At 70.6% G+C, this 14,299-nt stretch carries 8 protein-coding genes; 2 read left to right on the forward strand and 6 right to left on the reverse strand.

The features are described 5' to 3' along the window. Positions 1-14 precede the first annotated feature (14 nt). Positions 15-965: a metallophosphoesterase gene (locus I3V78_RS35775; RefSeq protein ID WP_204494988.1), complete on the forward strand. Its 951-nt coding sequence runs from the start codon at positions 15-17 to the stop codon at positions 963-965. A gap of 16 nt (positions 966-981) precedes the next feature. Here I3V78_RS35775 and hemW read toward each other — a convergent pair whose 3' ends face one another. Beyond that, positions 982-2,211 (reverse strand): radical SAM family heme chaperone HemW, encoded by a 1,230-nt coding sequence (hemW, locus tag I3V78_RS35780; RefSeq protein WP_204494990.1) that lies wholly within the window; start codon positions 2,209-2,211, stop codon positions 982-984. Positions 2,212-2,215: 4 nt separating this feature from the next. Then, positions 2,216-3,868, reverse strand: coding sequence for a coiled-coil domain-containing protein (locus I3V78_RS35785; RefSeq protein ID WP_239576901.1), 1,653 nt, complete (start codon positions 3,866-3,868; stop codon positions 2,216-2,218). A 209-nt stretch (positions 3,869-4,077) separates the two neighbouring features. Here I3V78_RS35785 and I3V78_RS35790 point away from each other — a divergent pair, with 209 nt between their 5' ends. Further along, entirely contained in the window at positions 4,078-6,675 is a 2,598-nt protein-coding gene (locus tag I3V78_RS35790) for a M16 family metallopeptidase (protein ID WP_204494995.1), read from the forward strand. Positions 6,676-6,792: 117 nt separating this feature from the next. Here the strand turns inward: I3V78_RS35790 and I3V78_RS35795 are convergent, their stop codons facing one another. Genes I3V78_RS35795 through I3V78_RS35810 form a run of 4 tightly spaced genes read right to left on the reverse strand, consistent with a single transcriptional unit; the run spans position 6,793 to position 14,296 of the window. Further along, on the reverse strand, positions 6,793-12,009 hold the full coding sequence (locus I3V78_RS35795; RefSeq protein ID WP_204494997.1) for a pilus assembly protein: 5,217 nt from the start codon (positions 12,007-12,009) through the stop codon (positions 6,793-6,795). 9 nt (positions 12,010-12,018) lie between these two features. Next, positions 12,019-12,534 carry a hypothetical protein gene (locus I3V78_RS35800; RefSeq protein WP_204494999.1) on the reverse strand — a complete coding sequence of 172 codons (516 nt, stop codon included), beginning with the start codon at positions 12,532-12,534 and terminating at the stop codon, positions 12,019-12,021. A gap of 17 nt (positions 12,535-12,551) precedes the next feature. Next, a complete protein-coding gene (locus tag I3V78_RS35805) occupies positions 12,552-13,739 on the reverse strand; it encodes a prepilin-type N-terminal cleavage/methylation domain-containing protein (RefSeq protein ID WP_204495002.1) in 1,188 nt (395 codons plus the stop codon). Further along, the gene (locus I3V78_RS35810; protein ID WP_204495004.1) at positions 13,739-14,296 is read right to left on the reverse strand and encodes a type IV pilus modification PilV family protein; all 558 of its coding nucleotides are present in this window, start codon (positions 14,294-14,296) and stop codon (positions 13,739-13,741) included. The genes I3V78_RS35805 and I3V78_RS35810 overlap by 1 nt, the downstream gene beginning before the upstream one ends. Positions 14,297-14,299: the final 3 nt, after the last annotated feature.

The following is a 14,299-nucleotide window of genomic DNA, read 5'->3' on the forward strand; positions in this document are numbered from 1 at the left end:
CCGAGGTAGACTCCATGCCCGACCTGTCCCCCCGCATCGTGGCCTTGATCGTCCCCTTGCTCCTGGCGGCGGCCCCTCCGTCCGCCCCGTCCGCCGCCGCGCCGAAGGAGCCGGACGTCTTCACCGGCGTGGAGCGCGTGGTGGCCGTGGGCGACGTGCACGGCGACGTGGACGCGCTCAAGGACGTGCTGCGCATGGCGGGGCTCATCAACGCCAAGGGCAAGTGGACGGGCGGCAAGGCCCACCTGGTGCAGACGGGGGACATCCCGGACCGGGGTGACCACTCGCGCGCGGCCTTCGAGCTGCTCATGCGGCTGGAGAAGGAGGCGCTCGCCGCGGGGGGCCGGGTGCACGCGCTGCTCGGCAACCACGAGGTGATGAACATGCTCGGGGACCTGCGCTACGTGACGAGCGGCGAGCTGGCCTCGTTCGCGGACCAGACGCCCCAGGCGGACGCGGAGGGCCAGCCCAAGGGGCTCGCCGGCCACCGGGCGGCCTATGGCCCCGAGGGGCGCTACGGCCGGTGGCTGCGCACGCACGCCGCGGTGGTGCGCATCAACGACACGCTGTTCGTCCACGGCGGCGTGGCGCCCAGCGTGCCCGCCAAGACGCTGGGCGAGCTCAACGCGTGGGTGCGGCAGGACCTGACCCCGGGCAATGCCCCGGGCGGCGCGCGCGATCCCCAGGGGCCCTTGTGGTTCCGCGGCTACGCCCTGGGCGAGGACGGCGCGGAGCAGGCGCTCGATGGCGTGCTGGGACGCTTCGGGGCGCGGCGGATGGTGATGGGCCACACCACGGAGCGCGAGGGGAAGATCCGCGCGCGCTTCGGGGGCAAGGCGGTGCTCATCGACACGGGCCTGAGCACCGGCTACGGCCACCACCTGGCGGCGCTGGAGCTCAAGGGCGACACGCTCACGGCGCTCTACCCCGACGGCCGGGTGGAGCTCTCGCGCGGCACGCCCTGAGCGGCCGGGCGCGGGCTCACAACAGCCGCGCGCAGATGGCGCTGTGCACGTCGGCGCCCGCGTCGGTGAGCACCAGCCGGGGGCCGTCCAGCCGGGCGAGGCCGTGCTTCACCAGCCGCGCCACCTCCGCGCGCCGGGGCTCCACGGCCTGGCCATAGCGCGTACACACCGCCTCCCAGTCCACGCCCGAGCGCAGCCGCAGGCCCATGGACAGGCGCTCCTCGAAGAGTTCCTCGGGGCCCAGGTCCTCCACGGTGGCCATGGTGGGCGTCTGGCCCTCCTCCACCGCGCGCAGGTACGCCCCCGAGCCCCGGGGATTCACGTAGCGCTGGCCCCGCGCGGGCGCCTCCCACGTGCCCTCGGTGAGCAGCATGCCGGTGGCGCCCACGCCCAGCGCGAGGTACTCGCCGCCGGTCCAGTACAGCGCGTTGTGGCGCGAGCCCAGGCCCGGTCGGGCATGGTTGGAGATCTCGTAGCGCGCGAGGCCCCCGGCGGCGTAGACGTCGCGCAGGGTCTGGGCCATCTCCACCACGGTCTCGTCCGGAGGCAGGACGAGGGTGCCCGCGTCCAGTTGCCGCGACAGGGGCGTGGCCACCGCCAGCACCTCGCGCTCCACGGTGAGCGCGTAGGTGGACAGGTGCTCGGGCGCGAGCGCCACGGCCTGGCGCGCATCCGCCTCCACCTGCGCGCGCGACTGGCCATGCACGCCGTAGATGAAGTCCATGGACACGAGGGGGAAGCCCGCCCGCCGGGCCATGTCGTACGCGGCCACGCCCTGGGGGCCGGTGTGCTCGCGGCCCAGGGCCTGGAGCGTCTCGGCCTGGAAGGACTGCATGCCCAGCGACAACCGGTTGACGCCCGCGGCGCGGTAGCCCGCGAAGCGCTCGGCGTCCGCGAGGCCCGGGTTGGCCTCCAGGGACACCTCCGCGTCCGGCGCCACGCGCAGCCGCGCCGCGATGCCCTCCAGCACGTGCGCCACCCAGCGCGGGTGCCACAGGGACGGCGTGCCCCCGCCCAGGAAGATGGACTCCAGGGGCCGCTCGCGCAGCGCGGGCCAGACCGCCAGCCGCGCGTCGAGCTCGGTGAGCACCGCGCGCGCGTAGCGCTCCTCGGGCACCTCGCGCACCACCGCCACGGCGAAGTCGCAGTAGGGGCACTTCGCCACGCAGTACGGGAAGTGCACGTACAGCCCGAAGCGCGCCGCCGGGGTACCCGTGAGGGGGTCAGTCGGACCCGCGAACCCCATGCCGCTACTTCGCCCTCTGGAGCTGGGCGAGCTGGGCCTCCAGCCGCGTCACCTTCATCTTGTGGCTGGCCGCCGTCTCCAGGGCCAGCTCCGCCGCCATGAGCTTGCGCTTCATGCTCGCCACGTCCGCGCGCAGCTGGTCCCGCTCGGCGAGCAGGTCCGCGTCGGCCTCGGCGGACGGGGCCTCGGCGGGCGGGGCCGCCTCGGCGGCCTGGGCACGCGCCTCGGCCAGCTCTTCTTCCAACTCCGCCACCCGGCGCTGGAGCGCCTGACGCGCGGCGGCCTCCGCCTCGGTGGCCACGCCCTTGCTGCGCGACACCTCGAGCGCGCCCTCCAGCATCTTCACCCGCTGGCGCATGCGCTCGGCCAGGTCCTCGGCCTCGCGCACCCGGCTGTCGGCGTTGAGCTCCTCCACCTCGAGCGCCTCGTCCTCCGCGGACGCGCCCTGCGCCCGGAGCGCCGTGAGCTCGGCCTCCACCTCGGCCAGCGCGCGCGTGAGGTCCTGCCGGTCCGCCGTCGCCGTGCGCAGCTCCTCCTCCAGCCGCGTCACCTGGGCCTCGGCCGTCTCCGCCACCTCGGAGAGCGCCGCCGTGTCCGAGTCCATGCGCTCGCGCAGCCGCACCATCTCCGTCTCGGCGTCGTCCAGGCGCGCGACGAGATCGACCTTCTCGTCCTCCAGCTCGATCGAGCGGGCGCGGATCTCGTCCAGGGCGCTGGAGGACCACTCCGACTCGGAGAGCGCCGACTCCAGCTGGGTCACGCGCGCCGACAGCCCCGCGCGCTCCGCGGCCAGCAGCTCGCGCTCGCGCAGGGCCGCCTGCAACTGCTCCGCGCCGCTCTCCACCTCGGCCAGCGTCGCCTGGTACTCGTCGCGCACGGCCTCCAGCGCGCCCTGCGTCTCCAGGTGCTCGGTCACCAGCTCGGACACGCGGTCCTGTGCGAGCGACAGCGCCTCCTTCGCGCCGATCAGCTCCTCGGCGATCGCGCCCCGGGCCTCGCGCTCGCTCGTCAGCGCGTCGGTGAGGCGCGTGAGCTCGGCCTCCACCTCGGCCAGCGCGCGCGACAAGTCCTTGCGGTCCTCCTCCACGCGGCCCAGCTCCGCCTCCAGCCGCGCCACCTGGGACTCGGCGGCCGCCGTCCGGGCCATCTCCCGCGTGAGCGCCGCGGAGGACTGCTCCTTCTGCGCCGCGGCCACCTTGAGCCCCACCAGCTGGCCCTGGGTCTCCACCACCTGGGCGCGCAGCGTCGTCTCGGCGATGCGCGAGGCGCGCAGGTCGCTGTCCCGGTCCTCGTAGAGCGTCCGGGCGCGCGCGAGCGTGTCCACCTTCTGGGCGAGCACGGCGCGCAGGTGCGCCACCATCGCCTCGGCGGAGGCGCCCACCGGGGCGCGCGGCTCCACGGGCTCGGCGAAGGGATCCGTCCCCACGGGCCGGGCCGCCGCCTCGGGGAACACGGAGGCCTGGGACGCCTGCGAGGGCCGCGCGGGCGGACGCGCGGAGGGCACGGACCCCGAGGGCCGGAAGGCGGCGGTCGAGCCCGTGGGCGCACGCACCGCGGGCACGGGCGCGGTGCGACGCGGAGGCAACGGGGGCGGCGCGGCCACGGCCACCGCCTCCGGCTCCAGCAGGCTCTCGCGCAGCTCGGCGAGGGGATCCATTTCCTCTGACGACTCCATGTCCCCGTACGTTACCGCCCACGCGCCCGCTTCTCCACCGGACACGGTATCTCCCGACAACCCCGCCCTCCCGGCTGGTCTCCAGGCGTACACCTCGCGGGACGGGGGGGTGGGGAGGCGTTGGACAGTGGGCGGAAAGGCCTCGGCCGTGCCTTGCCACCCCCCGCGGTGGGTGCCAGGGTCGCCCGCCCATGGCTCAACGCTACACACTGTCCAACGGACTCACCGTCGTCTTCCAGGAGCAGCACGCCGCCCGGGTGGCCGCCTTCCAGGTGTGGGTCAAGGTCGGCAGCGCGGATGAACGTCCCGACCAGGCCGGACTCGCCCACCTGCACGAGCACATGCTCTTCAAGGGCACGGCGCGCCGCGCCCCGGGGGAGATCGCCCGCGACGTGGAGGCGCACGGCGGGGAGATCAATGCTTGGACGTCCTTCGATCAGACGGTCTACCACATCGTCATCGCCAGCCAGTTCGCCCGCATGGGGCTGGACATCCTGAGTGACGCCGTGCGCGCCTCGTCGTTCGACGCGGACGAGCTGGCGCGGGAGATCGAGGTGGTGTGCGAGGAGATCAAGCGCGGCCAGGACACGCCCGCGCGCCGCGCCTCGCGCGACCTGTTCGCCACGGTGTACCAGGAGCACCCCTACCGCCACCCCGTCATCGGCACCGCCGAGAGCGTGCGCAGCTTCACCCGGGACAAGGTGCTGGAGTTCTACCGGCGGCACTACACGCCCCGGAACCTCGTGCTCTCGGCCACCGGGGACTTCACCGAGGCGGAGCTGCGCGCGTGGGTGGAGGAGTTCTTCGGCGGCGACTGGGGCCGGCCCTTCGAGGGCGTGCTGCCGCGCGTGCGCGAGCCCGAGATGACCCGGCGCCGCATCCACCTGCGCCCGGACGAGGTGAAGGAGGCCTACCTCAACCTCGCCTTCCCCATCCCCCAGGCGGACCACCCGGACGTGCCCGCGCTGGACGCGCTCGCCATGATCGCCGGCCAGGGAGACGCCTCGCGGCTGGTGCTGGAGGTCAAGCGCAAGCGGGGCCTCGTCAATGACTTGCACGCCTACGCGTACACGCCGCGCGACCCGGGCCTGTTCGCCACGAGCCTCACCCTGCCCGCGCAGCACCTCGCCGCGGCGCTCGAGGAGACGGTGCGCGGGCTCACCGCGCTGCGCACCACCCCGGTGCCCGAGCACGAGCTGGCCACGGTGAAGTCGCTCATCGAGTCCGAGTCCATCTACCAGCGCGAGACGGTGCAGGGCGTGGCGCGCAAGCTGGGCCACTACCAGTCCGCGCAAGGCGACCTGGACGCGGAGGCGCGCTACTACGCGGCCATCGCGCGGCTGACGCCCGAGCACATCCAGGACGTGGCCCAGCGCTACCTGCGCTTCGAGCACGCCATCGTCACGGGCCTGCTGCCCCCGGGCACCGCCTTCGGCGCCGAGCACGTCACCGACATCCTCGATCGCGTGCCCCAGGAGGCGCCCGCCGAGGCCCCGCCCCGGCGCGTGCCGCCCCCCCCGCCCACGCCCGCGCCCCGAGCGCCCCCGCCCCGGGACACCGCGGGCCGCGTGGTGGAGGAGCGCCTGCCGTCGGGCGCGCGCATCCTCGTGCGCCAGGAGCACGCCGTGCCGCTCGTCGCCCTGCGCGCCGTGTTTCCCGGCGGCCTGCGCTACGAGACGGCGGAGACCAACGGCCTGACCACCCTGCTCGCGCGCACCCTCACGCGCGGCACGCCCTCGCATGACGCCGAGGAAATCTCCCACCTCATCGACGGCTTCGCCGGCTCGCTCTCGGGCCAGGGGGGCCGCAACTCGGTGGGCATGCGGGGCGAGGTCCTCGCGCGCCACTTCGCGCCCGCCTTCCGCCTCTTCGCCGAGTGCCTCAACCAGCCGCTCTTCCCCGAGGCCGAGGTGGCGCGCGAGCGCGCCCTGCTCCTGCAGGACATCCTCACGCGCGAGGACAAGCCCAGCGGCGTGGCGTTCGACCTGTTCGGCCGCACGCTCTTCCACACGCACCCCTACCGGCTGCCGGGCCTCGGCGAGCAGGCCTCGGTGGAGCGCCTGGGGCCGGACACCCTGCGCGCCTACCACGCCGCGCACATGGACCCGTCCCAGCTCACCCTGAGCGTGGTGGGCGACGTGGCGGTGGACGAGGTGCTCGCGCTCGCGCACGAGGCCTTTGGCGCCTCCCGGGGCCAGGCCCGACCCCCGCCCCACGTCCCGCCCGAGTCGCCCCCCACGGCGCCCCGCCAGGACAAGCGCCAGCTCGCGCGCGCCCAGGCACACCTGGTGCTGGGCTTCCCCGGCGTGCGGCTGGACGATCCGCGGCGGCACGCGCTGGAGGTGCTCTCCACGCTGCTCAGCGGCCAGGGCGGACGGCTCTTCGTGGAGCTGCGTGACAAGCGCTCCATGGCCTACAGCATCAGCAGCTTCTCGGTGGAGGGCGTGGACCCGGGCTACTTCGCCGTCTACATGGGCACGAGCCCGGAGAAGCTGGACGCGGCGCTGGAGGGCATCCGCGCGGAGCTCACCCGCGTGCGCGACGAGCCCATGACCGAGGCCGAGCTCACCCGCGCCCGGCGGCACCTCATCGGCACGCACGAGATTGGCCTGCAGCGCAACAGCGCGCGCGCCGCGCTGCTCGCGCTGGACGCGTGCTACGGCCTGGGCCAGGAGAACTTCCAGCACTACGCCGAGCGCGTGGCGGCGGTGACGGCCGAGGACGTGCGCGCGGTGGCCCGCCAGCTCATCGACTTCGAGCGGAGCGCGCTCGCGGTTGTCGGGCCCTGAAGCCGGCCCCTGAAGCCGGGCCCTGAAAAGACGACTCCCCCCTCCCGGTGACGGGAGGAGGGAGCGGGGAGACCGGGCCTCGGTGCGAGGCCCGGCGAACCGGGAGGACTTCGGGGCCTACTCGCTGCAGGCCTCGGAGTTCTCGTGACGGCACTCGTGGAGGTTGCGCGGCACCTCCAGCCAGGAGATGTCCGGCGTCACGTTCTTCTGCGAGCCGAGCTTCTCCGTCTCCACCGCCATGCCCGGAGCGGACAGGGCGACCTCGTAGCGGATGCCGCCCGTCTTGGACAGGGCGACGATCGGCGCCGGCTCGCCCGGAGGCGCGGTGGTGGGACGGCCACGGCCGCGGATCCAACCCGTGCCGCCCGCGCCGAGATCCAACCGGAAGCCCGCCGCCTGATCCGGCAGACCCGTGATGGCATCCGCCTGCCAGGCGTAGGACATGTCACCCGGACCACTCAGCGAGCAGGCCGCCGCGCCCACGCCGTCCGCCGGAGCGAACGAGGACCAGAACACCACGCCGGCGAGCACCGTGGAGCCCGACGCGGTGCGCTCGGTGGCCTTGTTGTCGTACTTCATGAACCAGCCCGCCGACTCGGAGCCCGCGGACTTGAGCTTGGGCAGATCCGACGCGCTCAGGTAGCGCTGCTCGACGCCGGACGCGTCCTTGAACGTCTTGTAGAGCTCCTTGGGAATCGTCACGTCCACGAGCGAGCAGTTGATGCCCTCGCACGAGACGCCCTGCTTGTCCGTCACGCGCGTCTTGTCGAAGGCCACCGCGGAGATGGAGTCCTTGAAGGTGCGCTTGGCGCCACCGTAGGCGTGGAAGCCGAAGTAGCTGTTGCCGCCCACGGTCCACTGCTCCTCGGGGTTGAGCTTGAGGTCGGACTTGAACGACGGCAGCGTCGAGCTCGTGCAGCTCCACACGCCGCTCTTCACCGAGCACGAGGTGCCGGCGCTGAACGACGTCTTGTCCGAGCTGCCCACGGGGTAGGAACCCGAGCCCGGGGACGTGGCGTTGGGGCACGAGATGGTGAGGTTGGTGAGCGTGCGGCTGGTGTTGCTGCACGCCTCCACCGCGGAGTCGCTCTTCCACGTCTCCTTGTTCACCTGGAGCACGCCCGCCACGTACTTGATCTCCGTGGTGCGCTCCTGGCCATTGACCTTGGACACGAACGTCTCGTCCACGTTGCACTTGAGGCGCAGGCAGGCCACCAGGTTCTGCGGGCTGCAGCCCGTGCTGGGCATGGCACGCATGTGCTGGCGGTCACCCGTTCCCAGGAAGCTGCGCAGCCACCCCGTGTCCGGCTGGAGCACGGTGGAGGCCATGTGGAAGAACGGCGCCTTCTCGAAGGCGTTGGGCGAACCGAACGCCGAGCCATCCTGGCGCTGCACCTCGAGCGAGCGCGCACCGAACCAGTTGCTCACCGTGCCGGTGCCCGTGTCGAGCACGCCCGGCTCGTGCATGCGGAACGTCCACACCTGACCGCCCATGTCGCCGACGATCATCGTGTCGAAGAAGCCGTCCAGGTCACGCTGCACGCCCTTGGCCTCGCCCACGTCGATGAGCGCGGGCGCGGCCACCACCGGCATCATCTGGTTGAGCACCGTCTGGTAGTCGGAGCCGCCCGCGCCGGGACGCGCCTCCGCGGACCAGACCTTGTTGCCCGTCCAGGCATCCACCATGTACACGCCGCGGCCACGCGAGAGGTCCGGGCTGTAGCCGCCGTTGAGCACGGCCACCCAGCGCTCGTCCCAGCCGCGCGCGTTGGACGCATCCGTGCTCTTGATCCGCACCGGGCCAATGGGAGGCGGCTTGGGCGCGAAGTTGGACCACGACTGGCCCACGCTCAGCGACTCGGGATCGCACGCGTTCGGGAACATCCAGCGGAAGGGCTTGTGCCCGCCCGAGGGATTGCGCACCGCCTCGAGCATGAGGCGCGGATCCGTCACGTCCAGCGCCGTGTAGCGATCGCCACCGCTGCGCTCGCCCACGACGGCGACGGTGCGGAACTCGTCCCACTGCTTCTTGCCGTCGGCCTTGTTCACGCCGTCGGCCCAGATGTCACGCACCATGGCGGTGCCATCCACGAAGTAGTGGTGGTTGCGCGACGCGCCGAGCTGCAGGGACAGCTTGGCCGTCAGGTCCGGCGGGATGAAGGCCCACATCTCCTGGCCCGAGCCGATGTCGTGCAGGTCGTCCAGCACGCCCTTCTCCTGCCAGTCCGGCTTGCCGTTGCCGTTCTCGTCGGCGCTGTCGGGCAGGGCCGAGCCCACGTGGATGGCGTGCAGCATGCCCGCGTTGGAGCCCACCAGCACGATGCGCTCACGCTTCTGCCGCTCCTTGCGGTAGCGGTCGTAGGAGCCGTAGCGGTACTCGGCGCCGGACGAGTCGGTGTCCTTCTCCAAGGGCGTGCGGGCGTAGCAGCTCTTGCCCCCACCCCCCGCGCCGCACAGCGCCTCCGAGGACACGGACGAGGAGAAGTCGTCGTAGAGCGTGGACACGCACTGGCTGCTCAGGCCCAGGTTGCACAAGAACGGCTCCACGGGCGGCTCCACCGTGACGGGCGTGGAGTGGAAGATGTCCGCGAGCTTGCAGGACTTCTTGCCCGTCTTGTCATCCGCGCACGGACGCTCCTTGTACTTGAACACGGAGCCGGTCCCGGTGAGCTCCTTGCCGGCGTAGTCCAGACCGCGCACGTGGTTGATGAGCAGCTCCACGCACTGGTCGCGCTGCGCGTTGGTGAGCGTGGTGGACGAGGCGTCCTCGCCAATCGAGTTGAGCAGCGGCGCGCAGAAGTCATCGCCGCCCGCGAGCAGCGCCGGCTTGAGCAGGGCCATGTTGTCCGTATGGAATTCCACGGGCGGGTTGTCCGCATCGGTGAACTTGCCATCGTTGTTGCGGTCCACGACCGTGAAGATGCAGCGGCCACTGTCGGCCCCCAGCGGGTTGGACAGGTCGCACTTCTTGGCCGCCTTGCGCGCGCCGAGCGTCTCGCCCAGATCCCAGAAGGGAATGGCCGCCGAGCCCTTCTCGACCCGGCCGTCCTCCAGCTTCGTGGCCGTGATCACCTTCACCCAGATGCCGTCGGTGTTCTCCTGGACGATGTTGTTGATGGAGAAGTCGCTCGCCTGGGGCACCAGGCCCTTCAGCTTCGTGGGCTTGTCCACGTAGAACGAGTCCTCGCAGTCCCCGTCCTCGTTGAGGTCGAACGGGATCTTCCCGTCCTTCTTCTTGGCGACATCGCAGCCCTGGGCGAACTCGCTGAAGAAGAAGAAGCGGAAGAGGTGGCCCTCGTAGGGACGGCCCATGCGCGGCACGAAGCGCGGCACGTACACGGAGGACTGACCGCCCGTCTGCACGCTGGCGATGTTGGCCGTGGCGAACGACGTGGACAGCTGGCGGATCTCGCCCAGCACCTCGTTGATGCGGCTCTTGAGGTCGTCGGTGTTGTCCGCGCGGAAGAACTTGCCGTTGCCCGCCAGCGCGATGCTCTGCAGCATCACGCCCGTGTCCTCGAGCAGCTTGCCGGTGACGGAGTCGCGGCGCTCGCCGAAGCCGATGGTGAACGTGCGGATGGTCTGCTTGCCCGCCATGTCCTCGCGCAGGTCGGTGTTGGCCAGGAAGAAGGCCACGTCGTCCATGAAGTTCTTGTTGCCCACGCCCAGACCCGTGGGCCAGTTCCAGTACTCGTAGCCGTAGTCACAGACCGTCTTCGGGTACAGCTTGCCCTCCGGGTCACCCGGGATGGGGAACTGGTCGCAGTAGTTGATGCCGCCCACGTCCGGGCTCGTCTTCGGATTGAGGCTGTTGAACTGGACCAGCGACCCGTCGGTCACGTGCCGCGCCTTGTTCTTGGTGAGGATCTCCATCATCTTCGTGATGGGCACGGTGTTGTCGTACTTGGGCGCGCCGTCCGCGATGACGATGACCGAGTTGACTTGGCACTCGCTGCACACCAGCTTCTCCTCGGGGTTCCACGGCTCCCAGGGCTGACCGGGCAGCCACACGCCGTTGTAGACCTGCGGCTCCTTGAGCCACTCGTCCTTGGCCGAGCCGTACGCAAAGCCCTCCTGGCCCGTGTTCGGGTTGTCCTCGGTGCCGCCGTTGCAGCAGCCCGGCCAGCCGTAGCCCGGGTTGATGCTCTGCTGGAACCACTTCTCCCACGTGTTGAAGGCCGTCTGGCGCTTGGTGGAGGAGAAGTAGCCACCGAGGCCGAACAGCGCCTCACCGATGGCGCGCTCGTCGTGGCGGTACTCCAGGTTGTTGATGGCGGTCTTGAGCGTCGCGGTGTCGCTGTCGGTGAGCTCGAAATCCGGCGCGGCCTTGCTGCAGTTGGGGTGCATACGCGCGAGGATCTCCGGCGGGTCGTACCAGCCGTGATCCTTGCCGAAGGTGGCCAGGCCCACGCGCACCGGCTGCTTGGAGCTGATGATGTCCTTGATCACCTTGCGGGTGATGACGAACTTGGGCGGACGCAGGTTGAGCGCGCCCCCCTTGAGGATCCACTTGCGGTTGGCCTCGGCGGGCAGCGGCGGCTCGTACCATCCGCGCGAGGGGCTGTTCATGGTGCCCGTCGTCTTGGCGGACACGATGGGGCCACGCCACCAGCCCACGCTCGTCAGACACGCCTTGCACTCGTTGAGCACCGCCGAGCCGCTGTAGACGTTCTCCCAGCCAAGCACCTGCCAGCAGGCGGTCTCGATGTCCGAGGTGGGGTCGAGCTGCTTGAAGCTCACGGTGAGCGAGTACGGCGCCTCCTTCACCTGCCAGCCGATGCGCCGACCACGCGAGTGGTAGAACTTGGTGGGGTCGAAGAACGGAGAATTGAGCCCCTCGGTGTCGTAGACGTTCTTGCCGTTGAGCGTGGGCTCCGTGCTGTCCTTCTTGAACCAGTCCATCGCCTTGACGAGTTCCGAGTCCGTGCAGCCCGTGCGCAGCATGTGGCCCGAGGGACCATCGCCGCCCAGGTCACCCGGGTTCTTGGCGGGCGGGGGGGCCGGGGCCTTAGTGTCGTAGACCTCGGGCAGGTACTGGGGGTAGTCCTGCATGGACTCGTTGTTGCCCACGAGGAACATCACCGCCGCGGGCGTGCCCTTGACCTCGAAGAAGTCCTTGTCCGCGCCATCCGGCGGGCTGACCTTCGCCTCGCCCACGGACAGGGCGCTCGTGCAGCACGCGGCCTTGGTGGGCAGCGGCAGCGAGTCCGACTGGCTCTCCAGGGCCACCAGGCCCACGGCGCCGCCCATGACCAGTCCGGAGGCCAACGCCACCCTGCGTTGGAAGGGCGAGCGTAACGCACGTCGCAGCGTTTCGATGTTGATGCGCATCATGAGAGGCTCCTAAAGACCGAACCGCACGACGAACTCGACTTCGGTCCCACGACCGTTTTCATCCAGGCAGTGGACAGTAATCTTGTGGGGGACCCCGCCAAAAGTGCTTCGTCCAACATTGTTGCTCAAATCCCGCAGGGCCCGGCGGTTGCCGCCGGCCTTGGACTCCACGGCGGTGATGCCCGCCACCTTCGTCTTCTGGTTGATGTGGCCGCTGCGCACACACCGGGCGTCCTTGGGGACGTCCGGGGTCTCCGGGCAATCGTCGATGCCCACGGCGTTGAGGTTCACGTTCACCGCGGACAGGTCCACCGGACTGCCGTCCAGCAGGCTGAAGCGCGAGAGCATGTACTGACGGCCCGCGTCGGCGCACGCCAGGAGCTCGTCGCCGGAGCGCTCGTTGCGCGCCGCGCCCAGCTCGCTCTGGGAAAAAGACACGGCGGCCGCCGCCAACAGGCTGATGACCGCCAACAGCACCACCACCAGCAACAGCACCGATCCGCGCCTGTCGAGGTGTTTTCTCATGGGGAATCCTCCTAGCCCTAGCCGCCAGCGCAATTGAAGTTGTCCGTGGGAAGCTTGCCCTTGCACTCGTCCGGAGTGCCCGCGTTCAGGGAGTAGACGGGCATCGGCAGCTCCGAGGAGCGCATGTTACGCACCTGGACCGTCATTTCTGACACGACGCGCCGGAAGCCGTACGCGATGGGCTTGTTGGTGACGGGATCCGTGGTGAGCGCCTCCTCGGGCAGCTCGATGAGATCCTTGCCCGACAGCACGAGCTTGCGCCCGAAGGCGGGGATGTCGTTCATCATGTCCTTGTTCGCGCCCGAGTCGCGCGTGCTGCTGCGCGCCACGAGGCCAATCACCACGGCGCGGATGTTGGCCGGGCTGTTGTTCTTGCGCAGCGGGTCGTCCAAGGGCGTGTAGTAGCCCGGGGCCGGCTCGATGGGGTCGGGAATGAACGACGAGCCATCCTCGCGCAGGAAGCTCACGCGCATGGCCTCGATGTCCTCGGCCACCGGCTCGCCGTAGTTGTCCTCCAGGGGGTTCTTCTCCCCGAGCCCATGGCGCCGGAAGAGGTAGGGACGGCCCGGGGTCGTCGCGTCGCCATCGTCGTCGACGAGGCGCACCGAGTAGTGGAACACGTCGATCTTGAAGATGGCCGTCTTGGCCGAGCCGCCCGCGGAGTTGAAGCAGAGCGGGGTGAACTTGTTCATCCGCGGGAACTTGCCGTCGGGATCCGCGACCTCCAGGGGCAGCGCCGCGCTGCCCTTGGGCGCGTCCTCGCTCAGCTGCGCGTAGGTCCAGTCCAGCGCGCCCGTGCACACCACCTGGATGACCTGACCCTTGCGCAAGCCCTCCGTCAGCGGCTCGGCCAGGGTGATGGACGTGCTGCCCACGTTGGACGCGAACGCGTTGAACGCGGGGTTGCGCATGCGGAAGGAGAGCTGGTTGGAGCGATTGACCGAGTTGGTCCCATCGCGCCCCCAGCCCGCCGGGAAGTCGAACGCCAGGGGCGGCTCCATGCCGTAGCCCGCCATGCGCAGGTTGCGCACGACCATCAGGTGGGTCTGGCGCAGGGACGCCTGGCCGCCGCGGATGCCCGCCTGGGTGTAGAAGGACTGGGTGTAGCCCAGGAACGCCGCGGACACCGCCAGGACCGTGACGAAGGTCACGGCCGAACTCACCATCAACTCGATGAGCGTGAAGCCTCGCCGCCGCCGGTCCATCACACGCCTCCCATGTTGATGAGCAGGGTCTGGGTGGTGATGACGCGCGGCTGGCCCGCGTCGAAGTAGCGCACCTTCACCCAGATCTGCTTGCGCTCGACCCCCTCGCGCACCGCCTGCTTCTTCACGATGTAGTAGCGGTCGAAGCGGGTCGGGTGGCCCTCCTCGTCGGTGAACGAGGGCGTGCGCAGGCCGCCGAACTTGGCGCCATTGAAGGTGAGCATGCTCTCGCCGTGCATGCAGTCGCGGTAGGTCTTGGAGCTGTTCTCGTCCGGATCGAGCAGCACGTTCTTCTTGTCCAGGGGGTCCTCCGTGCACGGGCCCGTCGCGTTGTCCGCGAGGCGGTCGTCACTGAACTTCCAGAGGTGGATCTGCTCGGCCAGGTCGTTGGCCACGTCCGTGGCCTGCATGATGCGGCGGGCCTGGGAGGTGGCCCCGCGCGCCTGCACGAGCGCGCTGAGCAAACCCACGAGGCCCACGAGGAACACCACCGCGGCGATGAGCGACTCGATCGTCGTGAAGCCGGCCCGGGGGCGCGAAACAATCCGTGGCTGCATGGA

The organism is Archangium primigenium (genome assembly GCF_016904885.1).
In the GTDB taxonomy this organism is placed as follows: domain Bacteria; phylum Myxococcota; class Myxococcia; order Myxococcales; family Myxococcaceae; genus Cystobacter; species Cystobacter primigenius.

What these genes read in the sequence shown, in the direction of transcription:
- I3V78_RS35775 (WP_204494988.1), top strand. Translation starts at nt 15, where the DNA reads ATGCCCGACCTGTCCCCCCGCATCGTGGCCTTGATCGTCCCCTTGCTC.
- hemW (WP_204494990.1), bottom strand. Translation starts at nt 2,211, where the DNA reads ATGGGGTTCGCGGGTCCGACTGACCCCCTCACGGGTACCCCGGCGGCG.
- I3V78_RS35785 (WP_239576901.1), bottom strand. Translation starts at nt 3,868, where the DNA reads ATGGATCCCCTCGCCGAGCTGCGCGAGAGCCTGCTGGAGCCGGAGGCG.
- I3V78_RS35790 (WP_204494995.1), top strand. Translation starts at nt 4,078, where the DNA reads ATGGCTCAACGCTACACACTGTCCAACGGACTCACCGTCGTCTTCCAG.
- I3V78_RS35795 (WP_204494997.1), bottom strand. Translation starts at nt 12,009, where the DNA reads ATGATGCGCATCAACATCGAAACGCTGCGACGTGCGTTACGCTCGCCC.
- I3V78_RS35800 (WP_204494999.1), bottom strand. Translation starts at nt 12,534, where the DNA reads ATGAGAAAACACCTCGACAGGCGCGGATCGGTGCTGTTGCTGGTGGTG.
- I3V78_RS35805 (WP_204495002.1), bottom strand. Translation starts at nt 13,739, where the DNA reads ATGGACCGGCGGCGGCGAGGCTTCACGCTCATCGAGTTGATGGTGAGT.
- I3V78_RS35810 (WP_204495004.1), bottom strand. Translation starts at nt 14,296, where the DNA reads ATGCAGCCACGGATTGTTTCGCGCCCCCGGGCCGGCTTCACGACGATC.